General features: G+C 66.8%; 24 protein-coding genes and 4 tRNA genes. 6 read left to right on the top strand and 22 right to left on the bottom strand.

Annotation, left to right across the window (positions count from 1 at the left end; all coding sequences use genetic code 11):
- Positions 1-3: 3 nt before the first annotated feature.
- Both secE and EII42_RS04795 read right to left on the bottom strand, forming a co-directional pair.
- Positions 4-438, bottom strand: a complete 435-nt coding sequence (gene secE / locus EII42_RS04800) for a preprotein translocase subunit SecE (RefSeq protein ID WP_233558278.1) — start codon at positions 436-438, stop codon at positions 4-6.
- An 81-nt stretch (positions 439-519) separates the two neighbouring features.
- A tRNA-Trp gene (locus tag EII42_RS04795) sits at positions 520-592 on the bottom strand.
- A gap of 216 nt (positions 593-808) precedes the next feature.
- On the opposite strand from EII42_RS04795, the gene EII42_RS04790 reads away from it, so the two are divergent.
- Positions 809-2,029, top strand: coding sequence for a hypothetical protein (locus EII42_RS04790; protein WP_125170971.1), 1,221 nt, complete (start codon positions 809-811; stop codon positions 2,027-2,029).
- A 140-nt stretch (positions 2,030-2,169) separates the two neighbouring features.
- Here EII42_RS04790 and EII42_RS04785 read toward each other — a convergent pair whose 3' ends face one another.
- From EII42_RS04785 to EII42_RS04775, 3 genes are all read right to left on the bottom strand, one after another.
- Positions 2,170-3,021 carry a chromosome condensation regulator gene (locus tag EII42_RS04785; protein WP_125170970.1) on the bottom strand — a complete coding sequence of 284 codons (852 nt, stop codon included), beginning with the start codon at positions 3,019-3,021 and terminating at the stop codon, positions 2,170-2,172.
- A gap of 111 nt (positions 3,022-3,132) precedes the next feature.
- Complete coding sequence (locus EII42_RS04780; protein ID WP_125170969.1) at positions 3,133-3,894, bottom strand: ABC transporter ATP-binding protein; 762 nt, start codon at positions 3,892-3,894, stop codon at positions 3,133-3,135.
- Positions 3,895-3,905: 11 nt separating this feature from the next.
- Positions 3,906-4,811 (bottom strand): FtsX-like permease family protein, encoded by a 906-nt coding sequence (locus tag EII42_RS04775; RefSeq protein ID WP_125170968.1) that lies wholly within the window; start codon positions 4,809-4,811, stop codon positions 3,906-3,908.
- A gap of 62 nt (positions 4,812-4,873) precedes the next feature.
- On the opposite strand from EII42_RS04775, the gene EII42_RS04770 reads away from it, so the two are divergent.
- Entirely contained in the window at positions 4,874-5,272 is a 399-nt protein-coding gene (locus EII42_RS04770; protein WP_125170967.1) for a response regulator transcription factor, read from the top strand.
- 144 nt (positions 5,273-5,416) lie between these two features.
- On the top strand, positions 5,417-6,091 hold the full coding sequence (locus EII42_RS04765) for a class I SAM-dependent methyltransferase (protein WP_125170966.1): 675 nt from the start codon (positions 5,417-5,419) through the stop codon (positions 6,089-6,091).
- A gap of 17 nt (positions 6,092-6,108) precedes the next feature.
- Here EII42_RS04765 and EII42_RS04760 read toward each other — a convergent pair whose 3' ends face one another.
- From EII42_RS04760 to EII42_RS04715, 10 genes are all read right to left on the bottom strand, one after another.
- Positions 6,109-7,878, bottom strand: coding sequence for an ABC transporter ATP-binding protein (locus tag EII42_RS04760; RefSeq protein ID WP_125170965.1), 1,770 nt, complete (start codon positions 7,876-7,878; stop codon positions 6,109-6,111).
- Positions 7,875-9,632 carry an ABC transporter ATP-binding protein gene (locus EII42_RS04755; protein ID WP_158676407.1) on the bottom strand — a complete coding sequence of 586 codons (1,758 nt, stop codon included), beginning with the start codon at positions 9,630-9,632 and terminating at the stop codon, positions 7,875-7,877. Before EII42_RS04755 ends, EII42_RS04760 begins: the two co-directional genes overlap by 4 nt.
- Complete coding sequence (locus EII42_RS04750; RefSeq protein WP_125170963.1) at positions 9,629-10,645, bottom strand: glucosaminidase domain-containing protein; 1,017 nt, start codon at positions 10,643-10,645, stop codon at positions 9,629-9,631. Before EII42_RS04750 ends, EII42_RS04755 begins: the two co-directional genes overlap by 4 nt.
- Before the next feature lie 101 nt (positions 10,646-10,746).
- On the bottom strand, positions 10,747-11,826 hold the full coding sequence (locus tag EII42_RS04745; RefSeq protein ID WP_233558277.1) for a UDP-N-acetylmuramate dehydrogenase: 1,080 nt from the start codon (positions 11,824-11,826) through the stop codon (positions 10,747-10,749).
- A complete protein-coding gene (locus tag EII42_RS04740) occupies positions 11,819-12,214 on the bottom strand; it encodes a MaoC/PaaZ C-terminal domain-containing protein (RefSeq protein WP_125170962.1) in 396 nt (131 codons plus the stop codon). The genes EII42_RS04745 and EII42_RS04740 overlap by 8 nt, the downstream gene beginning before the upstream one ends.
- A complete protein-coding gene (locus tag EII42_RS04735) occupies positions 12,211-12,633 on the bottom strand; it encodes a MaoC family dehydratase N-terminal domain-containing protein (protein WP_125170961.1) in 423 nt (140 codons plus the stop codon). The genes EII42_RS04740 and EII42_RS04735 overlap by 4 nt, the downstream gene beginning before the upstream one ends.
- Positions 12,634-12,699: 66 nt before the next feature.
- Positions 12,700-12,870 carry a 50S ribosomal protein L33 gene (gene rpmG / locus EII42_RS04730; protein ID WP_125170960.1) on the bottom strand — a complete coding sequence of 57 codons (171 nt, stop codon included), beginning with the start codon at positions 12,868-12,870 and terminating at the stop codon, positions 12,700-12,702.
- Between the two features lie 47 nt (positions 12,871-12,917).
- Positions 12,918-12,990: transfer RNA gene (locus EII42_RS04725), tRNA-Met, on the bottom strand.
- A 29-nt stretch (positions 12,991-13,019) separates the two neighbouring features.
- A tRNA-Thr gene (locus EII42_RS04720) sits at positions 13,020-13,091 on the bottom strand.
- 143 nt (positions 13,092-13,234) lie between these two features.
- A tRNA-Tyr gene (locus EII42_RS04715) sits at positions 13,235-13,315 on the bottom strand.
- Positions 13,316-13,465: 150 nt separating this feature from the next.
- Here EII42_RS04715 and EII42_RS04710 point away from each other — a divergent pair.
- Both EII42_RS04710 and EII42_RS04705 read left to right on the top strand, forming a co-directional pair.
- A complete protein-coding gene (locus tag EII42_RS04710) occupies positions 13,466-13,957 on the top strand; it encodes a YajQ family cyclic di-GMP-binding protein (RefSeq protein WP_125171013.1) in 492 nt (163 codons plus the stop codon).
- The gene (locus EII42_RS04705) at positions 13,954-14,832 is read left to right on the top strand and encodes an exodeoxyribonuclease III (protein WP_125170959.1); all 879 of its coding nucleotides are present in this window, start codon (positions 13,954-13,956) and stop codon (positions 14,830-14,832) included. Before EII42_RS04710 ends, EII42_RS04705 begins: the two co-directional genes overlap by 4 nt.
- Here EII42_RS04705 and mptB read toward each other — a convergent pair.
- The 5 genes from mptB to EII42_RS04680 are packed head-to-tail and all read right to left on the bottom strand — an operon-like array spanning position 14,829 to position 20,863.
- Positions 14,829-16,319 carry a polyprenol phosphomannose-dependent alpha 1,6 mannosyltransferase MptB gene (mptB, locus tag EII42_RS04700; protein ID WP_125170958.1) on the bottom strand — a complete coding sequence of 497 codons (1,491 nt, stop codon included), beginning with the start codon at positions 16,317-16,319 and terminating at the stop codon, positions 14,829-14,831. The two genes, EII42_RS04705 and mptB, sit on opposite strands and share 4 nt — an antisense overlap.
- Positions 16,312-16,632, bottom strand: coding sequence for a 4Fe-4S binding protein (locus EII42_RS04695; RefSeq protein ID WP_199729800.1), 321 nt, complete (start codon positions 16,630-16,632; stop codon positions 16,312-16,314). Before EII42_RS04695 ends, mptB begins: the two co-directional genes overlap by 8 nt.
- Complete coding sequence (locus EII42_RS04690) at positions 16,629-17,132, bottom strand: NADH-quinone oxidoreductase subunit C (RefSeq protein ID WP_158676406.1); 504 nt, start codon at positions 17,130-17,132, stop codon at positions 16,629-16,631. Before EII42_RS04690 ends, EII42_RS04695 begins: the two co-directional genes overlap by 4 nt.
- The gene (locus EII42_RS04685; RefSeq protein WP_125171011.1) at positions 17,125-17,514 is read right to left on the bottom strand and encodes an NADH-quinone oxidoreductase subunit B; all 390 of its coding nucleotides are present in this window, start codon (positions 17,512-17,514) and stop codon (positions 17,125-17,127) included. The genes EII42_RS04690 and EII42_RS04685 overlap by 8 nt, the downstream gene beginning before the upstream one ends.
- Before the next feature lie 19 nt (positions 17,515-17,533).
- Positions 17,534-20,863 carry a hypothetical protein gene (locus EII42_RS04680; protein ID WP_125170956.1) on the bottom strand — a complete coding sequence of 1,110 codons (3,330 nt, stop codon included), beginning with the start codon at positions 20,861-20,863 and terminating at the stop codon, positions 17,534-17,536.
- Positions 20,864-21,280: 417 nt separating this feature from the next.
- Here EII42_RS04680 and tpx point away from each other — a divergent pair, with 417 nt between their 5' ends.
- Positions 21,281-21,775, top strand: coding sequence for a thiol peroxidase (gene tpx, locus EII42_RS04675; protein ID WP_125170955.1), 495 nt, complete (start codon positions 21,281-21,283; stop codon positions 21,773-21,775).
- 259 nt (positions 21,776-22,034) lie between these two features.
- Here the strand turns inward: tpx and EII42_RS04670 are convergent, their stop codons facing one another.
- Positions 22,035-23,300: an MFS transporter gene (locus EII42_RS04670; RefSeq protein WP_125170954.1), complete on the bottom strand. Its 1,266-nt coding sequence runs from the start codon at positions 23,298-23,300 to the stop codon at positions 22,035-22,037.
- Positions 23,297-23,710 (bottom strand): MarR family winged helix-turn-helix transcriptional regulator, encoded by a 414-nt coding sequence (locus EII42_RS04665; protein ID WP_125170953.1) that lies wholly within the window; start codon positions 23,708-23,710, stop codon positions 23,297-23,299. The genes EII42_RS04670 and EII42_RS04665 overlap by 4 nt, the downstream gene beginning before the upstream one ends.
- Positions 23,711-23,712: the final 2 nt, after the last annotated feature.

Below are 23,712 nucleotides of genomic sequence, written 5' to 3'. Positions count from 1 at the left end.
CACTTACTTCCCTAGGATCTGCAGCAGCCCCCAGCCGAAGGCACCGTCGAGCAGGAACACAAACAAGATAACGAACAGCACAAAAGCCAGCACCGCGAAGAAGTACTTGACGAGGGTAGGCCACGTAGGCCAGACGACCTTCTTCAACTCGCCGACCGACTGGCGGACGAAGTGTGCCGGGTTGTCGGCCTTGTAGAGGTCCTCGTGTTCCGTTTCCGCTTCCTTACGGCTGCGAGTGGCGACTTGCTTCTTCACCGGCGCCTTGGCGGTCTTGCGCTTGATGGGTGCGGCTGCCTTGTCGTCGGCGGGTAGGTCCTTCTCCATTTCCTCGATGATGGCGTCATCGGCGTTCTCGACGTCCGCGCTGGCCGCCTCCGGAGCTTCGGCGGCTTCGTCAAGGCTCTCGGGGAGGTTGTCCTCAGGCGACTTATCGCTCACGCTGGATGTCCCTTTCGCTAACAAACAAAAGGCCCTGCGGCAAGATGCCGGAAGGCGCACGAGTGGACAACATCCACTTCGCAGGGCAGGAGGGACTCGAACCCCCAACCTGCGGTTTTGGAGACCGCTGCTCTGCCAATTGAGCTACTACCCTTGGCGGTTGGGCCACCGCAGCGGAGCTTGCGCAGTCGCTCCGGCAGCGGCAACTTGATTACCGTTGGACAACTATAGCCGGTAATCCCCGATTGGCGAAACTTCCACTCGATCGGACGTAACCCCTCATGGATGTGCCCGCTGACCGACCAGGGGTTTCGTGTATCCCGGCCAGCTCCTTGTCATACTTTGAAGGAACAGCCGCGAAGGAGGAGCTGTGTTCGGTCACGATGCTTTCGGCCACGCGAGTGGCCCCGCCCCCGTGTCCGATTCCGAGGCTCGCATCCTAGTAGTAGATCGACTGGCCACCACCCCACGCCCGTGGGAAGTGGTTTTCCTGGCCCGGCTGCTGACCCGGCTGGGGCCCGAGCCGGATGACCTGTCGCTGGGTCGCACGGTACTGCTCGGCCAGTTGGGCGCCGCGCAGCCTCGCCACGTCGCTCGCCTGGCTCAAACCCTCGCACGGCTCGGTCCCACCCCAGAGGAGGAAACGCTGGCGAGGACGACAGTTGTAGATCGCCTCGCTGTCGCGGGCGCCTGGGATGCGGCGAAGTTCGCACGCGCGCTGCCCCATCTGAGCCCCACCGACGATGTGCTCGCCGTCGCGCGTGCCGCACTGCTGGCACACGTTGTCGCCGCTGATGCTCGGGCGGCAGCGGAATGCGCCCGAGCGTTGGCCGGCAATCGCCCAAGGCCCAAGGAACTGGCGCTAGCCCGGGCGGCTCTGCTGGCGCAGCTACGCGCCGACGCCTGGCACACACGGATTTGCGCCGATGCGCTCGCTCTCCTCCGCCCGACCCGCGCCGAGCAGGTCGAGGCACGAGCCGCCCTGCTGCGCGTCCTCGATGAATCCACCGGACGCCACGCTGCGCAGTGCGCTCGCACCCTGCTGCGTCTTCGACCGACCAAGAAGGAGATGCGGCAAGCACGGGCGGTCGTCGGCGGCTACCTTGCCGACGACCCCGACGCCTCCGCGGCCTGCGCGTCCGCCTTCATCCACCTGATGCCGACAGCACAGGAGCTAGCGGAGGCGCGCGCTGCTGTAGTTCGGGCCATCCGCGACTACTCCGCGCAACGCTCCCCCGTCTGCGTCAAAGCGCTGCTCCGGCTGGATCCCGCACCGGATCAACGACTCGCCGCGGGAGACGCGCTGCTCAACCACCTAGCACAGCCGCAGGGCACCGCGACAAAGCTGCGCCTGCTGCACGCGCTGACCAGGCTGTCGCCGAACGAGCTGCACCGCCGTCGCGGCGCTCAACATGCACGCAGGCTGCTCCCGGAGTGCACCGCTGGCACGCTGCCAGAGGCCCTGGACCTCCTGGCGGAGCTCTGCTCGCCCGAGCAGACGAGAACTGTGTTAGACGCCACGCTGCCTACGCTCAGCGCCCAGGCCCGGGAAGCGGCGCGTTCCTGGCTGGAGACCCACCGCGTCCCGTGAGAGAAACCAGTCCCCCTCCGGACTGAGATATACAGCAGGTCGGATCGTCGGGTTCTTCACCCAGTTCCCCTGCGCCGCGCCGCACAGGCGGCCGAAGAGCAACCGTCTCCGCCGCAGGCGCTCTAGCGAAACCCAACGACTCAACGCGCACACAGAGCGGCAAGCTGCCACGAGCCAACCTGCCTTTGGCCATACTCGTCGCTTCCTGCACTCAGAACTTTTCCGTCAGCGCGCAGTCCCAGAGTGTGAAGCGCCCCTGCCGCCACCGCGATGATGTCACACCACTCACCCACCGCGCACTGACCAAAGTCCGAGCGCCCGACCGCCACCACGTCGCCTCGGGCGGTCAACCCGACGCTGTGATAGCTGCCCGCCGCGACCGCCACCACGTCGGTCCATTCCTCGCTACCGGCCCAGAACTCCGCAGGGCCGACCACCCGCACCCGACCTTGCCGGGTCAGGCCCAGGGTGTGCAGGTATCCGGCCGCGACGCAGCGCATCTCTCCCCAAGAATCGACCGCGCACTGGCCCATCGCGTTACTACCGGTGGCGCCCGCCGTGCCATCACCGAACAGCGCCACCGTGTGCCAATCGCCGCAGCTGACAGCAACCACGTCGCGCCACTGCGCGACATCGAGCTGTCCTTCGGTACCCCGCCCAGCCGTCACCAGCGTTCCATCGCCGCGCAGCCCGACGCTGAACCGCCAACCGGCCGCAATTCCGACAACGTCCCGCCAACCCTGAACCGCGCACTGCCCGGCCTCGTCCCAGCCTGCTGCCAGCACCGTCCCGTCGGCTCGAAGCCCCAAGGTATGAGCCCGGCCGGTGTTGCGAGCCACGTGCACATTGGCTGTCGCCACCGCCACAACGTCCCGCCACTGGCCCGTCGAGCACTCGCCGCAGGTGTTTGCCCCCGCAGCGATCACCCTCCCGTCCGCCAGCCGCGCCACGGAGTGTCTCTGGCCAGCAGCCAAGAAGGTCTGAAAGGCCATCTTCTTCCTCCTCACCGACACAGGCCCAAGCCGTGTCGCTTTCGGCACCGTGTAGGTCATGTAGCGCCGGACGCGGATAGAGAAAAGGCCGCTCGGTTCCCTCCCTGCCGCTCAGAAGCCAAGCCCCCGCAGCCAGGCGAGAAGCTCATCCTCCCGGCGGGCGGCGTCGGCCCGGCGCCATCTTCCCAGGCAGCAGGAGTCAACGAGGAGCCCGTCGCCAAGGTACACCACCCGATCCGCCCGGGCTGCGCACGCCGGGTCATGGGTCACCATGACGACCGTGCGGCCCTCGGCGTGGATGCCGGACAGCGCGTCCATCACTTCCGCAGACATGGAGCTATTCAACGCCCCGGTCGGCTCGTCGGCGAACACGATGACCGGCTCCCCCGCCAACGCCCGGCAAAGCGAGGCGCGTTGGAGTTGCCCGCCGGAAACTTCCGTTATGCCCTGCCTCTTGACGTGCGCGATGCCGAACTGTTCGAGCAGCGCGTCAACGCGGGCTACCACGGCCTCCGTCTGCTTCGGCGCCGCCTTGAGCGCCGGCAGCAGGACGTTGTCACGGATGTTCAGGTTCGGCAGGAAGTAGGCCTGCTGGAAGACGAAGCCCATGCGGGTCAGCCGCACGCGGCTCATCTCGTCGTCCCCGAGGCTCGTCAATTCCCGGCCCTCTAGCCGAACTTGCCCCGTCGTCGGGCGATCCATGCCACTGATGGTGTGGAGCAGCGTCGACTTCCCCGAGCCCGAGGCCCCCATGATGACCACGAACTCACCCTCGGCCACCCGCAGATCCACGCCGTGCAGCACCTGCGTCGGCGGGTCGGTGTTCAGACATGTCTTGGTGATTCCGGTGCACTCCAGCATCACGTCCGGCATACGGCCTCCTTTCACTTGGTCAGCCACTCGCTGATCTCCCCGCGCCGCAGCCGCGCCGCGACGACGGTCGCCGCGAGGTAACCAGTCCCCAGCAGGGCAACCGGGCAGCCGACATGAACCAGCAGCGGCTGCGGGACGAGCCGCAGACTCGTCAGGCCGATGCCGGTCGCGGAAATCACCCAGCTGAGCAACAACTCGCCGACGGTCGCGGCCAACAGGGTGCCGACGATGGTGCCCACCGCAACCATGACGGTGGCCTTGCGCCGAACGTGGGCGCCCAGTTCCCGCCGGGAGAAGCCGAGCGCCGCGAGGGCACCGAGGCGACGCCGCTCCCTGCTCAACCGCAGCCCCAGGAAAAGCACGGTGATGAGACCAGCGACCAACAAACCGAACCCGAACGACAGCCAGGCCGCGCTGCGCAACGCTTCGGTCACGTGAGACAGGGCCTCAGCCACGTACTGCGGCATCGGGACGATGCTCGCGCGCTGGAACCGCGCGCCATACTCCCGGCTGAGAAGCTCCGGGTCTGCGCCGTCGAGCACATCCGCGTAGATGATGTGGCCGACCGCCCCCTCCTCAACGCCGCCCGGCATCTTCGCCGTCCGTCCGCCGCTGGTGACGTCCTGGTAGATGCCGGAGACGGTCTCGCTGCCCTCCTCTCCGCCTCGACGCAGCCGCAGAGTGTCCCCCACCCATACCTGAAACCGATTCGCGTTCAGCACCGACAGTGCGATCTCTCCCCTCACGGGCCGCCGCCCCGCCAGGAACTCGACGGCGCCCGCCGAATGGTCGCCCACCTCCACCCGAAGACTCTCCCACCCCTGAGGCCCACGGGCCTCGCACAGCACCTTGCTGAACGCCCGGACGTTGCCGAGCCGCTCGTCGGCCCGAAGCGCCGCCTCCAGCCGCTGGCGCACCGCGTCGGCGCCGGCCGAGAATTGGATGTCCGCGCGCAGATCGGCCAGCGGCGCCCACCTCGTTGGAGGACGACGCCACCTTCCACGAGGCGCTACGCGCTGGGGTCACCGGGTTCCTGCTGAAAACTAGTTCCCGCGGGGAGATCACGCACGCCATCCAACAGGCGCACCACGGTGAATCAATGCTGTCGCCCAGCCTGATCACGCGAGTCCTGGCCAACTACGAACCGGGACAGCGGCCGGCCAAGGAGATCGAGGACCTATCCAGCCGCGACCTGGAGCTGCTGCGGCTCATCTCGCAGGGACTGAGCAACGCGGAACTCGCCGAGCAGCTCACGCTCTCTCCCGCGACCATCAAAAGCTACGTTTCACGGCTGCTCAGCCGGCTGGGCGCCCGCGGCCGCGCCCAGCTGGTAATCCTCGCCTACCGCAACGGCGTCGTCACCGGTTGGCGCAGGTAGCCGCGGCGCCGGTACCGGTTTGGGTGATGCGGCTCCCCCTCCTGGTCAGCACATCGGGCGCGGAAGGAAGCTGCTGGCCGCCCGACCAATCCCGCCCGGGGTCTTCCCGCCAACAGGGCCCGGAGCATGCCATAGGATTGCCGAATGGCGTTAAGCAGCAAAGAGGTAGCCGAGCAGCTGCGGTGCCCGTCGGGCGCGACGGGCGTCGCTTTCGGGCAGGCCATGGGCCTGCGCAACCTGACGATGATCCTCTCAGCGCTCGATGGGTTGGGGCTGCCCGACGTGGCCTGCGACCGTCCCCGACTCCTGGAACAGGGCTGCGGCAGCGCCGGCCATCTGGGCTATACGCTCTCCCAGCACCCCGGTCTCAGCTACACCGGTGTGGAGATCTCGCCGACGATGGTGGATGAGGCGCGCTCCTTCAACCAGCCCTTCATCGCCGCAGGCCGAGCCGACTTCCTGTGCTGTGCCGGAGACGTGTTCCCGCTGCCCGACGCGCACTTCGACCGTGCGCTCAGCGTGAACACCGCCTACTTCTGGAATGATCCCCAGGCCACGCTCGGCGAGTTCGCTCGCGTGCTGCGCCCCGGAGGGCTACTGTGCCTGAGCTTCGCGGAGAGCCATTTCATGCGCTCCCTGTCCTTCACCCGCCACGGCTTCCGCATCTTGGACGCCGACGATGTGCTCAGCTGGGTCGAACGGGCCGGACTCCCGCTTGACTTCCTGGCCAAGTCGGATGAGCGCGACCTGGCGGTCAGCGAGCACGGGCACCTGGTCGAGCGCCCTTACGTGAACCTCCTGCTCAGACGAGGCACGTGATCGACACCGTCCACCAGTCACGCCAGGGAGGCAAGCCAGGCACGGTGCAGGCCGGAGTAGTGCCCGCCGCCGATGAGCAGCTCTGCGGGTGCCCCATCCTCGACGATTCGCCCACCGTCAAGGACCAACACCCGGTCGGCGGACTGCACGGTGGTGAGTCGATGCGCGATGATGACTGCGGTGCGCCCGGCCAGCGCGGCAGCCATCGCCGCCTGCACCCGCCGCTCGCTGGGGATGTCCAGGGAGCTGGTGGCTTCGTCGAGTACCACCACCGGCGGATCGGCGAGCAGTACCCGTGCCAGCGCCACCAGCTGCCGCTCGCCTGCGGACAGCCGCCCTCCGCGCGACCCAAGCTGGGTGTCGTAGCCGTTCGGTAACTGCCGAATCAGCGGCTCCACCCCGACGAGCCGCGCCGCTTCCTCCACCTCGGCCCGGCTGGCGTCGGGCCGGCCGAGCGCGATGTTGTCAGCGACGCTGCCGGAGAACAGGAACGTTTCCTGCGTCACCATCGCAACCTGCCTGCGCAGCGTCTCCTCCGCGAGCGTGTCGAGCGGGTGATCGTCGAGCAGAATCTGGCCCGAGTCCGCCCGATAGAAGCGGGTGAGCAGTTTCACCACCGTGCTCTTGCCCGCGCCGGTGGCGCCCACGAGTGCCACCCGCTGCCCGGCTGGGATACTGAGCGAGAAATCGCTGAGCACGGGTTGCTGGCCGTAGCCGAAGCTCACCCCTTGGAAGCGCACGGCCCCGGAGACCCTACCCGGCAGCGTGATCCCGTCGTCGGCGGGCGAAGGCTCGGCGAGGACGGTCGCGATCTTTTCCAGCCCTGCCAGCGTCGCGTGGATGAGCGCGACGAAATATCCCACTTCCGAGAGCGGGTTGAACAGCTGGCGGACCGCCAACACGAACGCGGCCAGCACGCCAACGCTCAGCGATCCCGAGGCCGCGAAGATTCCACCGGCCAACAGCACCAGCGTGACGCCCACGTTGCCCGCCAGCTGGATCGCCGGGCTGGCGATGCTGTCCACTCGCAGCCTGCCCAACTCAGCATCCAGCAGCTCCTGCGACGCCCGCTGGAAGTCCTCGCGCCGCGTCTCCTCCCTACGGAAGGCCTGCACCGCCTTCAATCCACCGATCGTCTCCGAGAAACTCACGATGACCTCCGCCGCCCGGCTGCTGATGCGGCGTGCCTCGCGCGTGGTGGCGCGCCCAAACCAGCGGGCCACCAGCCCCGCCACCGGCAGCACGGCGAGCACCACCAGCGCCAGCCGCCAGTCCAGCCAGAACAGCAGGCCCAACGTGCCGAGCGACAGCAGGACCGCGTTAGTGATGACGTCCACACCATCGAAAGTCAGGTCCTCTAAGCTCTCGACGTCGGAGGTCATCCTCGACACCGCCCGCCCGGAGCTGTATCGATCGTGGAAACCCACCGGCAGCCACAACAGGTGGTGGAACAGTCGCGAGCGCAGCTCGCGCAACATGTCGTTACCGATCCGTCCCGTGCCGGCGACGAACACGAACCGGCACAAACCCTGCACTGCTGCCGCCGCCCCCAGCGCCACCAGCAGTCCGAATAGCACGCCAACCAGGCCGGCTGCGGCCTGCGGGATACCCTCATCCAGCACCTGGCTGGTCAGGTAGGGCACCGCCAGCCCGGCGCCCGTTTCCACCGCCGAGACCAGCACATACCCAGCTAGTGCGCGCCGGTGGGGCCACGCTAGTTCCCGCAGCAGCCGCCGACCGGCCGCGCGGTCGGCGTCGGTGGTCTGCGCGTCGCGCTCACCGCTCACGGCTGGGCCTCCTGCGCATCCAGGCACATCAGTTGTCGATACTCCGCGGAGCGAGCCAGCAGCTCGGCATGCGTGCCGACGTCCCCTACCCGCCCCTCGGAGATCAGCACCACTCGGTGCGCGAGCTGGACGGTGGAGGCGCGGTGCGAGATCACCAGCCCCGTGACCGATGTCAGCACCGACGTGAGCGCCTCTTCCACCTCGCGTTCGGTGTGGATGTCCAGTGCGGAGAGGGTGTCGTCGAGCACGAGCACCTTGGGGCGCGCGACGATGGCGCGGGCCAATGCGATCCGCTGCCGCTGCCCACCGGAGAGGGTGAGGCCCTGCTCGCCAATTCGGGTCTCAAGGCCGTCGGGCAGGTCGAGGACGAACTCGGCACGCGCAATCCTGAGGGCCTCGCGGAGCTCCTCGTCGGTTGCCCCTGACCGACCGAACGTCAAGTTGGTGCGAACCGTGTGCGAGAACAGGAGCGGATCGTCAAAGGCGATCCCGAAGGTGGAGCGCACCTGGTCGAGTTGCAGCTCGCGCACGTCCACGCCGTCAAGCTCGATCCGGCCCGCCGTGACGTCCTCCAGGCGCGGCAGCAGGCTGACGAGCGACGACTTTCCGCTGCCGTTCGCTCCGACGAAGGCCACCGTCTCCCCCGGATGAATGTCCAGGCTGAATCCGTCAAGCAGGGGGCGCTCGGCGTCGGCGTGTTGGAAGACCACGTCGCTCAGGGTGATGCGCCCACGTACCTCGGCAAGCCTGCGCCCGCCGGGGGCCAGGCTGGCCTCCTCGTCGAGTACTTCGAAGAGCCGACGGGCGGCAACTTCGGCCTTGACTGCACCGTCGGCCAGGAAGCCGAGCGTGTCCAGTGGGCCGGCCAACGCGGTGAGCAGCGCGAGGAAAGCCACCACGTCACCGACGGTGAGCTGGCCGGCGGCCGCCGCCAGACCGCCGACTGCCACCGTGACGATCAACAGAATGCTCGGGATGAGTTCCATGACTGTCCACAGCGCCGCCGACAGCCGCATCCGCCACACCCCGATGTCCCGCAGCCGCCCGGCCGCCTGCGCAAAACCAGCGAACAAGGTTGATTGGTACCCGAAGGCCCAGACCGTGCGGATGCCTTGCAACGCCTCCTCCACCATGGTCGTCATCTCACCCGCGGTCTCGCTCATTGCGCGGCTGGCCTTCGCCGCACGTCTGAGCAGCACCGCCAGCGCCCAAGCGAGCAGCGCGGTGACGACGGCCGCCACGAGCGCCAGCGGCCAGTGCCGCGCGAGGATGACCGCAAAGACGAGCACTATCTGGGCGATGCTGCTCAGGGCCACGACGAGACCGACGTTCAGGAACTGGCGGATACGGGTCAGATCACCCTTCAATCTGGTGATCAGCTGGCCCTTGTCCCAGCGGCGGTGCGCGGCCAGAGGCAGATACAACAACTTCTCGAACAGCTCCAGCCGCAGCCGATGCTGAATCCGGGTGGAGGCTCGGCTCAACCAGTAACGACGAAAGTAGTCCAGGATCGCGCGCACGATCACGATCGCCAGGATCACCGCCACCACCACGAACAGGCCAGGCATGTCCCCCGACGCGATAGGCGAGTCGATCGCATGGCCGATGAGCAGCGGCACCGAGACGTGCAGCGCCGTCGTCGCCAGCGCCAAGATGATGCCCACCGAATAAACCCCGGCGAACGGCCTAAGCGCCGGGGCCAGTCTCAGCAGGGCCACCCGGCGCTTAGTGTTCTCCTTGGAATCTCGACTCACATCCCTACCAATTTGCCCCACGTTTTTTCGTCCGCTACGCCGGTCACAGGCAGCGAATGTCGGCGCTGCACATCCTCGACGATGCCGCGAGTTTGCGCACCAAACGAGCCGTCGATGGCCACCTCATAGCCAGAGAACTCTAGCTCCTGCTGCAGAATCTTCACAAGTGGTCCCCGGTCGCCCTGCCTAAGCGTCGGCACTAGCGAAACCCAGGTGGCGCGGTCGACGTCACCCGAGATTTCCTTCCCCGGGAACGTGCGATGCTGGTACTCCGCCACCGCCTGCTGCGTAACCCAACCGTAGCGGCCGTCTTCGGCAAGCCGGGCTCCCGCCTGGTTCAGCAGGCGCTGTGCGGTAACGACGTTGTTGTTCCGGCTGCCGTGCGTGAGCGTCGTGAACTCCTCCTTAGCCACCGGCAGCTTCGGTTTGCCTGCAATTCCCTGTGAGGGCTGGGACTTGAGGTCGTAGCGGTACAGGTTGTGCGAACGCATAATAGAGATCACCAGGTCTGCGTAACGCGGGTCCGTGGCATAGCCACCGCGCCGCACCTCACGCACAAAAGCGTCCGGATCGTTCTTGTGGTCGAAGGCTTTCCGGTAGCGCTTCAGAGACGACAGGAACAAGCCAAAATCCTTCACCGAGTCGCCCCAGTTGGCGTAGGTGCGGAATCTTGACACCTCCAGATAGCGGGTGCCGTCAGCGCGATACTCGTAACTGGCGACCTCTGCGCAGCCCTTTTGGTATCTCGACGCAGTCTTAGTGCATTTGATGTTGAACAGCGTGTTGATCGGCTCACGTGTCATCGACGAGCGGCCCCAACCGGTCTCCAGCGCAGCCATACCCAGGGTAACCGACGCGGGAATGCCGTACTCGCGCTGTGTCTGCTGCGCGGCCGACACTAGTTTCGCGATGAAATCACGCTGCCGGGAGCTGGCCTCAGCCCGCGGCGAGAAAATCCCGAGCAACAGCACGGCCGCAACGAGTGCCGCCCCCACCTTGCGAAGCGTCCGCATGATCCTCCTACAACCCGAAGTTGGTGCGAGGTTAGTCACCCGGTCCTGCCGTGCAAAAGTGTTTCAACTTGAGGTTTAAGGAATGCGCTTCAAGGTTTGAGTTATATCTCCACTCCGACGAGGTTCACCTCTGGCGCAAGCCGCACCCCCGTCGCCTCCTCGACAGTGTCACGCACCCTACGCGCGAGCCGCACCACGTCGGCGGCCCTGGCCTGCCCCCGGTTGGTCAGCGCCAGCACGTGCTTTGTCGATAGCCCCGCCGCGCCCAGCGTGAAGCCCTTCGCGATCCCCGAATGCTGAATCAGCCAGGCCGCGCTCGTCTTCACCAGTTCGCCGGCGGCGAAGCGCGGAGCCTCCTGCGGCAGCAGCTCCGCCTCCTCAGGGCTCAGCAGCGGGTTCATGAAGAAGCTCCCCGCCGACCAAGTATCATGATCCGACGCGTCGAGCACCATGCCCTTTCCTGCCCGAATCGCCAACACTGTGTCGCGCACTGTGGCGGCCGGGACACGCTCGCCGACGGTCACGCCCAGTGCGTCGGCCAATTCGGCGTAGCGTACCGGGGCGCTCAGCACGCCTAGCGAGAACTGGAACGTGACCGAAACGACAACGTAGCGGTCCCGGGCGCGTTTGAAGATTGAATCCCGGTAGCTGAAACCGCAATCGGCTGCCGCAAAGGTGCGGAACTGACGCGTCGCACGATCGAAGGCGCGCACCGAGTAGACGAACTCCGACACCTCGGTGCCGTAGGCGCCCACGTTCTGGATCGGAGTGGCTCCCACCGATCCCGGGATGCCCGACAGCGCCTCCGCGCCCGACCAGCCCTCAGCCACCGCGTGCGCCACGAAATCATCCCAGTTCTCGCCCGCGCCGACGGTGACCACCGCCCCGCCGCAGTCCGACACCGTGCCGCTCAGGCCCGCGATCCCCACCCGGAGCACCAAGCCTTCGAAACCTTCGTCGGACACGAGCAGGTTGGAACCACCGCCCAGCGCCAGCACTGGCTCGCCCGCCTCGTCGGCCTCGCTTACCAGTCGCGCTACCTCCTCGGGCGTGCGCGCCACGACGAAACGCTTGGCGGGGCCGCCCACCCGCAAGGTGGTGTGCTCGGCTAGCAGCACCGACGTCGGCTCCGACACCGGGATGGGCTCCCGCGAAATGGAGTTCAGGGAGCACTCAGTCAAGACGCACCTCGGCCTTCGCTGCGCCGAGCACCTGCTCCTCGCCACAGGTGGCTGTGATCGCAACGGTAGCGACGCCGTCGCTCACCTCGGCTACCCTCGCGGTGAACAACACCTCGGCCCCCTCATCCGTATCCGGTACGACGATCGGCTTGGTGAAGCGCACGAAATAGTTCCGCACCCGGCCAGGATCGCCCACCCAGTCTGTGACCACCCTCAGCGCCGCCCCCATCGTCCACATGCCGTGCGCAACGACACCCGGCAGCCCGATCGCACGCGCATGCCGATCAGAGAAGTGGATCTCGTTGAAGTCCGTCGAGGCGCCCGCGTAGCGCACGACGCCCGCGCGCGTGATCCGAGCCCGGCGCTGCCGTTCTTCTCCGACGATCATTCCTGCTCCTGTCTCGTGTGCATGAGCGTGGAGCGCGCGACGCACACCACTTCCTCCCCTACCCGAAGCTCCGCCGCTACGGTGACCATGTCCAGCGGCCCCCGATTGCGGACCCGTTCGATCGTTAGCCGGGCCACCACTTCGTCGCCGGGACGCAGTGGGCGCCGCACCTCGAACAGCTGATCCGCGTGGATGGTGCGATGCAGCTTCAGCCCCAGCTCATCGTCGTCGAACAGCCCGTCCCAGGCCTGCGCGGCGATGATGGCCGCAAACGTTGGCGGCGCGATGGGATGCTCGCCGAAGTAGGCCGGGTTGTCGTCGCCGATCGCGCGCGCGAACTCCGCAATCTTCGCGTGGCTCACCACATATGGGGGCGTGTCGGGAAACGTTCGTCCCACATGCTCACTGCTAATTGGCATGAGAGCAGATTAGCGTGAAACGCACAACGACCGCCCGAGGGCGGTCGCTGTCGGCGGCTGGAGAAGTCAGCGGGTCTCGCGATGCGCCTGGTGAGTGCGGCACCTCGGGCAGAACTTCTTGAGTTCCAGACGATCCGGCGTGTTGCGCCGATTCTTCTTGGTGATGTAGTTGCGCTCCTTGCACTCGGTGCAGGCAAGCGTGATCTTCGGACGAACGTCCGCGCCCTTCTTGGCCATGATGTCTCCTTGACTCTGCGCTTGCTGCGCAACAGTGGGTTGCCTAGTGACGAGGGCGGGACTTGAACCCGCGACACAGCGATTATGAGCCGCTTGCTCTACCGACTGAGCTACCCCGTCAATTTGATTCTCCCGGCAGGGAGGAATCGAGCCCTCACGCAGAGTCGAACTGCGGACCTCATCCTTACCAAGGATGCGCTCTACCACTGAGCTATGAGGGCTGGCGACGACATAACTTACACCAGTTTTGTCCTGGCACAAAATCGAAGCTTGCCGGGCTTGTCAGACCCGATTCACCGCTCTGTTCACCGCAGTGAACAGCCGATTCCATGCTGAACCCCGGATCCATCCGACCCGGGGTCCGTGGCAGGTGTTGGATTCGAACCAACGTAGGCGAACCGACGGTTTTACAGACCGCTCCCTTTGGCCACTCGGGCAACCTGCCGTGCGCTAGGCGCGGAGAAAACGTTAGCAGCTATCCCCCGGGAGCACAAAACCTACCCGGGCGCGCATCGAGGCATTCCGCGCGCCACGAAACGACGCCCGCCCGGCCTTGTAGGCTGGCGTCTTGACCAACGACCAGGAGGGACGCTTCATGGCTTCCGAGAGCTCATTCGACATCGTCAGCAAGGTGGACCGCCAGGAGGTGGACAACGCCATCAACCAGGCCGCTAAAGAGGTGCGTCAGCGCTTCGACTTCAAGGACACCGGCGCAAAGATCGCCTGGTCTGGGGAGAACATCGAGATGGAGGCCGCCACCGAGGAGCGGGTCAAGGCGGTGCTCGACGTCTTCCAGTCGAAGCTCGCGCGCCGCGGCGTCAGCCTGAAGTCTCTGAAGGACGACGAGCCGCGCTCGTCGGGCAAGGTGTGGAAGATCACGGCCCGCATGGAGCAGGGCATCAGCCAGGAGAACGCCAAGAAGATCTCCAAGCTGATCCGCGACGAGGCCCCCAAGGGGGTCAAGGCGCAGATCCAGGGCGACGAACTCCGCGTGTCGTCGAAGAGCCGCGATGACCTGCAGTTTGTGCAGAAGCTGATCCGCGACCAGGACTACGACTTCGCCACCCAATTCGTGAACTACCGATGAGGATCGCCACCCACAACGTCAACGGAATCCGCGCGACGATGAAGCGCGGCTTCGACGCATTCTGGTCCGCCGCCGGCGCCGACGTCGTGTGCCTCCAGGAGGTGCGCTGCCGCCCCAAGGATCTGCCGCTCGCGGCATTCGACGGCTGGCACGCCACCCTCGACCTCGGCCAACTCGCGGGGCGAAACGGTGTCGCGGTGCTCACCAAGCGACCCCCCGCCGCAGTACGCACCCTGCACGGCGAGGCCGCGCACACCGTCGCGGGGGGCCAGGTAGCCGAATGCGCCACCGAGGCCACCGGCAACGACGAACTCGCTGATGCCGCCACCCACGGCCGCTACATCGAGGTGGACCTCGCCGACGCGCCCCTCACCGTGGCCTCGCTCTACCTGCCCAAGGGTTCCGCGTGGCCTTATGACGGGGAGAACCAGCCCAAGTACGAGCACAAGATGCGCTTCATGTCGGGGCTGGCCACGCACGTCGCCGCCGCCCGGCGGCGCGCCGCCGACGACGGGCGCGAGTACCTCATCGTCGGCGATTTCAACATCGCCCACACCGAGCGCGACCTGAAGAACTGGCGGGCCAACCGCAAGTCCGAGGGCTTCCTGCCCGAAGAGCGCGAGTGGCTCACCCGAGTGCTGTCCGACGGGCTCGTTGACGTGCAGCGCCGGCTCGCGGGTGACGTCGACGGCCCGTACTCGTGGTGGAGTTGGCGCGGGAAGGCGTTCGAGAACAACGCGGGCTGGCGCATCGACTACCATCTCGCCACCGCTCCGCTCGCCGAGCGGGCCACGGCAGCGTGGACGCACCGCGAGGCCGAGTACGCGGCCCGGATGAGCGACCACTCCCCCGTGCTCGTCGACTACCGGATCTAGCCAGCGGGAGCGGTCCGCCCGCCCGCGGGCTGCTCCTCGTCGGTGCCGTAGTTCAGCCGGAGTTCATGGGTGTGGAACGCCCAGTAGGTGGCCACCACCGCCGCCAGCATGATCGCTCCCAAGCCGTTGCGCTCGCCGAAGTTGAGCGCCTTGTAGGCGAACAGGATCACCGTGACCACGACGCCGGTGCGCGCCAACCGGGCCGACGGGCGCGTCATCGGGAACAGCACGCCTCCCCACAACAGGTACCAGGAGTGCAGCGCCGGGGCGCACAACGCGAACCACAGCAGGGACCAGGACACGAAACGGATCGGCTGCTTCCCCAGGTACTTGATCGCCATCCAGACGATGCCGACGATCATCGCCACTGTGAACGTCTTGCTCACTAGGCTGAACGCCAGGTCACCCGCACCCGGGCTCCACACCCAGCCGAAGAAACGCTGCAGAGGTCGGCCGATCAACACCACCGGAGAGAAGGTGTCCACCTTCCCCGGCACACCGGCGGCCTGGATCCAGCCGAAGCCGAACCCGGTCGCGAACGTGATCCCGACAAAACACGCGAGCGCGATCGCCAACGACGTGACGGACTTGATGAACGCGACGGCCAGGGGCTTCGGCCGCCACGACGTCCACGGGACTATCAGGAAGGGCAGCGCCACCGCCGCAAGCAGCGCCGGCTGCTTGATCGCCGTGGCCAAGCCGACGGCGACAGCCCCCAGCGCCCACACGCGGTAGCGCAGCGTCAGCCACACGCCCAGCACCATCAAACCCACCATCAGCGAATCGTTGTGCATCCCGCCGATGAAGTCGATCACCAGGATGGGGTTGAGCGTCGCGAACCAGCTGGCCGTCGAGCGTGAAACCCCGACATAGCTCGCGATCCGCGGCACGAAATACCCGATCATGCCCACCCCAGCCAGCGCCGGAACGCGATGCAGCAGCGTTGACCAGAGCGGGTCGAAACCAGTCAGCGAAACCAACCAGTAGGAGATCTGCAGCGACAGCGGCCCGTACGGGGCCGGCGTATCGCGCCACACCGTCGAGACCTGGTCGGCGAAGTGCCCGGGCAGCGCGCCCGGACCCAGCAGGTACGGATCCAGGCCGTTGTGGATCAGCCAGCCGTGCGCGACATAGGAGTAGGCGTCATGCGAGAACGCGGGCGGGCTGAGCAGCCACGGCAACGAGATGATCAGCAGCACCGCCCAGTTGCGCAGCAGCGGGCGACCCTTCGCGCGCCGCGCACTCGGCCGAAGCCTGAACCACGACTCCAGCAGCAGCCCCAGCCCGAGCAGCGTGCAGATCGTGCCCGTCCACTTCATCGCCGACAATCCCCAGGCCGAACGCGGCAGCCACTCCCAAAGCGGCGAAGCCTGCGGCAGATAGGCCGGACTCAGCGAGCCGAGCAGCGCCAACAACGAACCAATGAAACCGGCCCACACCGCGCGCGAGCGAAGGGCCAAGGCCAGATCCGAGCGCCAATTACTCATTCGAAACCCCTTGCGAGAGCTGAATCCTGTCGTACAGCAGCCCCCCGAGCGTGTCCGCGCTCGGCACGTGCCCACCGCCCCAGACGAGCGCATCCTGGGGGCACTGCTCGATACAGATCCCGCAGTACATGCACAGCGACCAGTCGATGGTGAACGTGTCGAGCACGTTGCGGGCCCGCGGGCGAGCTCCCGGCGCGGGCGCCGAAGACTCGGTGTGCGAGGTGAGGCGGATGCACCACGTCGGGCACTCGCGCGCGCAGATCATGCACGACGTGCACCGTTCCTCGATCAGGTGAATCGAACCGTGAATCACCGCATCCTCACTCTCGTGCCCGTGGCGCTCAACGCGATGTCCTCCGCCGTCGCCGCCGGGTTCTCCACCACCGCCGGGTCGGGCACGCCCACCGGCAGAAGCTTACGCCCGCTGGGGGCAGCTTTGCCGGGTTCCAGCGAACCCGGCCAGGAGACGGCGCTGCGCGGCTGAAGCAACATGTCCTTCCGCAGGGGATGGTCGCCGCCCGAGTAGATGAGCGGTCGGTCATCCGCCCCCGGAAAGCGAATCCCGAACAGATCAGACACCTGCCGCTGCAACCAGCCGGCGCCCGCCCAGAGGTCGTCCACCGCAGGCGCCCAAGCGTCCTCACGTCCGACGCTGTGGGTGATCGCGCGGCGGGCGCCATCGTCGGGCCGCTCCACCATAAGATGCACGGAGAAACCACCGTCGCGGCCCAGCTCGTCAACGGCGGTGAGGAACACCAGGAAGGTGAACCCGTCGGCCTTGGCCTCCTCCGCCTGACGCCGGTAGTCAGCCACGACGCACCTCCTCCAGGATCTGCGCGAATGCGCCCGGCGGCGGCGGGCAGCCCGCGACGAAGTGGTCCACCTCCACCAGCTCTCCCACTCCCTTCCGCACCGCGTAGGAATCCCAGTACGGCCCTCCCGCGCACGCGCACGCCCCAAAGGCCACGACGGTGGCCCCCTCCGGCAGGGCCTCGATAGCGGAGCGGGTTGCCGGGGCCATCGCGCCCGTCACGGTACCCGACACCGTGCACACGACGCGCGCCCCGTCGGGTATCTGGGTGAGCTCGACGCGCGGCCGCGCCGCCAGGGCGGCCTGCGACTCCAGGGCGCAGCAGGCCAACGCCAGATCGACGACGTACACCGAACGATCAGCAAACCAGTCCACCGCAGCCACCATGGCTGACAGCGTACAGTCAGGAGAAACGAACCTGCCTACCGAGGGTGCCCCGGAGCCGCGCCGGATCAGGCTCGATGGCCCGTAGACGCTCAAGCTTCCCGACGAGCCCCAGCCGGGCCGCAGCCTCCGCGTTGGTGGGTTCGGCCAGGAACTCCTCGATAGCGGAGATGGAGCGGCCAAGCAGCGCGCGCTCGTTGTCCGTCGCGGCGCTGAGCCGCTCCTCGTACCAGTTGGCGGCCAGCACCGCGTCGCGGGTGAACATGTTCCTCAACTCAACCGAGCGCAACGTCATGCCCTCGTGCTCCCCGTTGGCCATCACCCCCAGCAGCGCCCTGACCGGCGGGATCGCGTAGTCGATGGTGCCGTCGGCGAAGTAGCTTCTCGCCACCCGCTCATGCGTGGCGACGATCGTCCGTACCGACGACGCGTAGGCTTCGGCATCCTGCAGCTCGGGGCGCAGCATCTCGTCGGAGAACACAACGTGCGGGTGCAGGAAGATGCGCCCGAAGTACTTGGTGGTGAACCGCTTCGTCATCCGGTAGCCAAGCCGGCTCGCAGCCAGCACCTGGCCCCCGTGCTCAAAGTCGGGCACGGGCTCCAGCGCCCCCTCAGCGATCAGGCTGCTGGCGTTGCGCTCCGCCGGGCTCATGCGGGAGAACAGCTCCGGGATCAGCAGCGAGATGTCGTGGTCGACGCGCAGGTTAGGCCCGACGACCCCCGCTGAAGACAGCCAACCGTCGTAGCCGGTCAGCGCGAACGACAGGAACGCGGCATTCAGGTCGTACACCGAGGGCAGCGCGTTGAACGGGCCCTTAGTCATGGCACCCTCCGAGCCTGCGCCGGTCGTCGAAGGCGATTTGCCCGTCATGGACGAGATGAACTCCATCATCAGTTCCGGCAGCTCCATGTAATGCAGCGGCGCGTAGGCGCACAGCGCCGGCACGCCGGGCTCGGCGACGTTGTTGCGCCGCCCGGCGGCCACCACGTCCACCGAGTTGCGCAGCGGTTCCTCAGGCGTCAGCCCCAGCGCCATCCGTTCACTCAGTTCAGCCAGCTGCGTGGTGCGCGCGTTGACGATGTCGGGGCGCACCTGCAGGTAGCGCGGGTTCTTGGAGCGGGCGCCATCCACGATGCGCGGGTGGGCCGAGGAAACGAAGTAGGTCTCGCGGGATTCGCCGTCGGCTACCTTCTTGATGAGTGTGCGCATGGGGCGGGTGAACTGCGAGAAGCCGACGGCGTCGTCGCAGATCGCCTGGGCGTCCGAGGCAGTGAGCGGGGCGAAGTTGCTGAGGAAGGCGCCGCTGGCGATATCCTGCTCGGTCTGTTTGTCGTAGCCGCGATGGATGGCGTCGTCGGGCCGCTGGAACAGCAGCCGCTCCGCGTTCTCCACGTATTTCCGGCTCCACTCGCCCTCCGGGGCGACGATCGACGCGGTGATGTCGTCCTCGGTTTGCACCTTCACCGCGGGATGGAAGTCGTGGCGCAGCCCGAACAGCCGCCAGGAGTCATTGGGGCCGTATCCGACGCGCAGCATGTTCACGCGGATCTTCTCGCCGTCGAGCCGCAGCGCGTGGCCAGTGCGCCCGTTCACGCTGGGCACGGAGAAGTGACTCTGCCAGTCTTCCCCCCATTCGGGCCGGTAGAACCGCTTCACGACGAAGACCAGTTCTTTGACGTGGTTGGGGATCTGCTCCAGCCATTCGTTGTAGTAGTCGGTGAAGTCGGCGCTGGGGGTGAGGAGTTTGATGACGGAGCCGACGCTGCGCTCGTCGGAGAGCAGCGGACGGTGGTCCACCACCGTCTTGTCCACGAACCGTTGCGAGAAGTCCCGGTGCACAATGGCGGCGACGGCGGCCATGTCGCGGTCGAAGTCCTCGACGTAGGCGTTTCCGACGATGAACGCGTCCGTGATGCTCTTGGAGATCTCCGACTTGCCACCCCCCGACACGGTGGCCGGCTTGTGCGCCTCGGTGGGCACCGGCAGGGTCCCGACGAGGGTCCACTGCGCGCCGTCCACCTCCAGGTGGAACGGCTCCACCTGGTAGCCGTCGGCCGTCAGGTAGGTGTGGTCGCCCTTGAGCGTGATTCTGCGAGGTTCCCCGTCGGCGTGCCAGGTGATCGTGGAGTCGCGCAGGGAGAACTCGGCGTCGTCGGGCACCAGCACAGCGCGGGCTATGCGGGCATGCGTCGCGTGCCCCTCGGGCTGCCGCTGCCATTCGGGATCCAACCGCAAGGCCTCGACGAAGGTGCGCCCGCGCGTGAGAGTGGCGGTGAAGGTTTGGCCCAGGTTGTAGCGCGGGTAGGTGCGCGCACCGCCCGAGTGCTCTTCCTCGACGAGGCCGAGCAGGTTGGTTGCGTAGCTGATCTGCGCCTTGACCTCCTTCTTGCAGTAGCCGAAGTAGTTGTCGGCGATGACGGTGGCGATGACGCCGCGTTCGTCGCGCACGCACAGTTTGAAGGCGGAGCCGCCGTTGTAGCGCTCCTCCGGGTCGGTCCAGCACTGGCCGTCGCGCCGCTGGCGTTCGGTCGCCTCGTCGTGATGCGGCAGGCCGAGTTCGCGTTTGGTGAGTTTGGTGAGGTGCGGGGCGAGGATGACGGCGCCGGTGTGGCCGGTCCAGCTCTCGGGGTCGAGGGCGGCGTCGCACTCGGGCAGGAACGGGTCGCCGCCGTTGCCGAAGATACCTTCGACGAAGTGCAGGTTAGCCATCAGCGTCGCCGGCGCGAAGAAGCGCACCTCCATGGTTCGCCTGGGCGTAAACCCGGGAACCTCGGGCACGACGACGGGGCGCAGCAGCAGCGACGCCCAGCAGTGCGCGGGGTTGGGCTCGTCGGCGGTGTAGGGCAGCAACAACGAGTCCTGGGGCGGGCACAGCGCGGCGGCGAAGATGCGTGCGGCAACATCGCGCGGCACGGCGATCTTGTCGTCTTGGATGGGCAGCCCACCTTCGGCGATGTGGAAGACTCCTTTGGTGGTGCGACGATCGTTCGCCGGGTTGTGCAGGACGCCGTTGGCGAGGCGGTAGCTGCTCAGCTGCTCGGACTCGAAGTGATCGCCGCCCCTGGGCAGCGACATCTCGCTGGCCAGCCCGGGCTGGTCAAGCACCAGGGTGCGGTTGGGCAGCCGCGAGGCCCAGTCGGTTCCGGCGAAGTAGGCGTCGAGGAAGGATTGGATCCGGTTGTCGACGGGCGGCAGCGCATAGCCCAGGCGGCGGGCCAACTCCCGTTGACGCGCGAGGATGGGGCGGACCAGGCCTGCAGCGAGCTCGCTGACTCCCTCATCCTCGATGGAGTAACCCAAGAGCCCAAGCCGTAGGCCGATTGCCGCAGAGTCGATAATACTAACCATGCGCCCGATTATTCCGAACACACGGAAAGAGTCTGGGCCACCCCCGGGTTTGCCGTCGGCCGCCGCAGCGGCGCAGAGGTTGGCCGGCTGGGCACGGTCACCGGGTGACACCCCGGAGACGCACCGCGTTCTGCAACCCATGTCCGGCTCCCAGGCCTCTCGACGCCTTCAGCTCCGGTCCTGGCGCTGGTGTTGATCGGGCCAGGGGGAACGCCGACACCCCGACGACGATCGCGAAGTTCCGCCCCCGGCTTCGTGTCGCGTTCACCAGCCCCACAGCTCGCCAGCAACGGTATCAAGCGGCACCGCGTCGCCTTCAGCCATGTCCTCCTGGGTTGAGAGTCTGAGGCCCAAGAATCCCGCACGAAAAATCCACTTTGGCTTCCGCGATTTGCGTAGATCAGTCATCATGCTTGCATGACTGATATCACTCTCGGCGGCAACCCCGTCCGCACTCATGGTTCCCTCCCCGAAGTCGGAGCCTCCGCCCCGGCCTTCGAGTTGGTCGGCACCGATCTCGGCGCCGTCAAGCTGTCGGACTTCGCTGGTTCCCGCGTCGTGCTGAACATCTTCCCCTCGGTGGACACCGGGGTCTGCGCCCAGAGCGTGCGCACCTTTAACGAGCGTGCCGCAGGGCTGGAGAACACCAAGGTGCTGTGCATCTCCCGTGACCTTCCCTTCGCCCTGTCCCGCTTCTGCGGAGCCGAAGGAATCGAAAACGTCGTCGTCGCCTCCGACTTCCGTACCACCCTGGGTGAGGACTACGGGGTCACCATGATCACCGGCCCGCTGGAGGGGCTGCTGTCGCGTGCCGTGGTCGTGCTCGATGAGCGGGGCAAGGTCCTCCACGCCGAGCAGGTGGCCGAGATCAAAACCGAGCCCGACTACGAGGCAGCCCTCGCTGCCCTCTGATCCCTTTCCCCGTGGGGCCACGGCTCGGCCGGGTCGTGGCCCCACGCGAAGTCTCCCCTCAGGCTCCCGCCTATTTCCCAACCGTTTACGCCTGCCTTTACCGGCCGGACGAAGGGCGGCTGACCGGCAGCGCGCCGTCGGCTGGGACTCGTCCGAGCTGTGTGCCCTTGCCTGCACGCCCCTTCCTCCAGGGTTGGAGGCCCGGTGAGCGCCACTCGGCCACGCGCCTCTGTTGAGAATCCCAACCTAAGCCCCTCCGCTAGGCCCGGCGATTCCGAACCCGATCACGGACCGCCTCCAAGAAGTGCAGCGGCGCCGGATAGCTTTCCGCGGTACGCAGGAGGAAGACGCCGGCGAGCAGCATAGTGAGCGCCGTTGCCGCCGCGCCCACCAGCAGCGTGGAGCGCGCCCCCCAGAGTTCCCCAATCCACCCGACCACCGGAGCGCCCACGGGGGTACCGCCGAGAAAGATGGCCATGTAGAGCGCCATCACCCGGCCGCGCATTTCGGGCTCGGTGGTCAGCTGGACCCGCGAATTGGCGGTGGTCATCACGGTGATGGCCAGCAGCCCGGTCGGGGTGAGCAGCAGCGCGTAGAGCCAATACCAGGGGGCAAATGCCAAGATCATCTCGAACAGGGCAAAACCGCCCAGCGCTCCCACGATCAGCCCCAGCCGGGGATACCCCCGACGGGCGGCGAGCACCGCCCCGGTCAGTGTCCCCGCAGCCATCATCGACCCCAGGAAGCCGTAGGACTCCGCACCCAGCCCGTACACCTCTGTCGCCATCAACGCATTCGTCAACTGAAAGTTCAGGCCAAACGTTCCGAGCATGAAGACCACGAAAAAGATCATCAGCAGGTCTGGGCGCTTACGCACATAGGAGAACCCTGCGCGCACCGCGCCTTTTCCGGCGCTGCGTTTCGCTGGAGCGAGTTCGTCGGGACGCAGCAGTGCCAGGGCAAGAATCGGGAAAACAAAACTGACGACATTGATCCACAGCGATGGAGTGACTCCGAAGGCGCCAATCAGCAAACCGGAGATGGCCGGCCCGACGAGGCGCGCGCCGTTGAATTGCATGGAGTTTAGCCCCACCGCGTTGGGCAGCAGCCGTTCCGGCACCATCTCAGCGACGATCGCCTGACGTGCGGGGCCGTCGAAGGATTGGATGGTACCCGTCAGCACCGCGAGAGCGAAGACGTGCCACAGCTCAGCTGCTCCGAGCGTGACCAGGACAGCCAGCACGACAGAGTTCAGCATGAGCAGGGCCTGGGTGACCTCCAACACTCGCCGCTTGGAAAAACGATCGGCAAGAGCGCCGGCAAACGGCGTAGCCAGTGGGATCGGCAGGAATTGCAGTCCGGTGACAACGCCCAGGGCTGCCGCCGAATTATCCGTGAGGATCGTGAGAACCAGCCAGTCTTGCGCGATCAGGCTGGCCCAGCCAGCCGTGCTGGAGATCAGCGAAGCCGCCCAGAACAACCGGAAGTTGTACACATGCAGCGAGGCAAAGGTCCTGGTACTCATCCGATCACCCGCTCCAGGATTTCGGCTGCCCTCTCCAGGGTGGCGCGATCCTCTGGGGACAACGTTCGTAGTCGCTCGCTCATGAAACAATCCCGGACGACTGCTGCCTCGTCGAGCTGTGCCCTCCCCAGTTCGGTGATCGTGACGATGCGCCGCCGACGGTCCGCTGGGTCGGGCAGGCGAGAGATGTAGCCTTCGGCCTCCAACTGATCCAGCGTCTTGGTCATTGACGGCGCGGTCACCCGCTCCAACTCGGCCAGCTCCCCGGCCGTTTTCGGCCCATCCTTCAGATTCCACAACACGACGAGCTGGTGCGGCGACACCGGCGACCCCGACTCGAAACGCACCTTGTAGCTGACCAGCTGGCAGGCCAGCCGCACCCGATTTGCCAACCTCCTCGTGTCGTTCATCC

It is taken from the genome of Tessaracoccus sp. OH4464_COT-324, assembly GCF_003932855.1.
Taxonomy (GTDB): Bacteria; Actinomycetota; Actinomycetes; order Propionibacteriales; family Propionibacteriaceae; genus Arachnia.
This window is presented reverse-complemented; position numbering and strand designations above follow the sequence as displayed.

Coding starts and splice junctions, on each gene's coding strand:
- EII42_RS04785 (WP_125170970.1), bottom strand. CDS start 3,021: ATGGCCTTTCAGACCTTCTTGGCTGCTGGCCAGAGACACTCCGTGGCG.
- EII42_RS04780 (WP_125170969.1), bottom strand. CDS start 3,894: ATGCCGGACGTGATGCTGGAGTGCACCGGAATCACCAAGACATGTCTG.
- EII42_RS04765 (WP_125170966.1), top strand. CDS start 5,417: ATGGCGTTAAGCAGCAAAGAGGTAGCCGAGCAGCTGCGGTGCCCGTCG.
- EII42_RS04750 (WP_125170963.1), bottom strand. CDS start 10,645: ATGCGGACGCTTCGCAAGGTGGGGGCGGCACTCGTTGCGGCCGTGCTG.
- EII42_RS04740 (WP_125170962.1), bottom strand. CDS start 12,214: ATGATCGTCGGAGAAGAACGGCAGCGCCGGGCTCGGATCACGCGCGCG.
- EII42_RS04735 (WP_125170961.1), bottom strand. CDS start 12,633: ATGCCAATTAGCAGTGAGCATGTGGGACGAACGTTTCCCGACACGCCC.
- rpmG (WP_125170960.1), bottom strand. CDS start 12,870: ATGGCCAAGAAGGGCGCGGACGTTCGTCCGAAGATCACGCTTGCCTGC.
- EII42_RS04710 (WP_125171013.1), top strand. CDS start 13,466: ATGGCTTCCGAGAGCTCATTCGACATCGTCAGCAAGGTGGACCGCCAG.
- EII42_RS04705 (WP_125170959.1), top strand. CDS start 13,954: ATGAGGATCGCCACCCACAACGTCAACGGAATCCGCGCGACGATGAAG.
- mptB (WP_125170958.1), bottom strand. CDS start 16,319: ATGAGTAATTGGCGCTCGGATCTGGCCTTGGCCCTTCGCTCGCGCGCG.
- EII42_RS04680 (WP_125170956.1), bottom strand. CDS start 20,863: ATGGTTAGTATTATCGACTCTGCGGCAATCGGCCTACGGCTTGGGCTC.
- tpx (WP_125170955.1), top strand. CDS start 21,281: ATGACTGATATCACTCTCGGCGGCAACCCCGTCCGCACTCATGGTTCC.
- EII42_RS04670 (WP_125170954.1), bottom strand. CDS start 23,300: ATGAGTACCAGGACCTTTGCCTCGCTGCATGTGTACAACTTCCGGTTG.
- EII42_RS04665 (WP_125170953.1), bottom strand. CDS start 23,710: ATGAACGACACGAGGAGGTTGGCAAATCGGGTGCGGCTGGCCTGCCAG.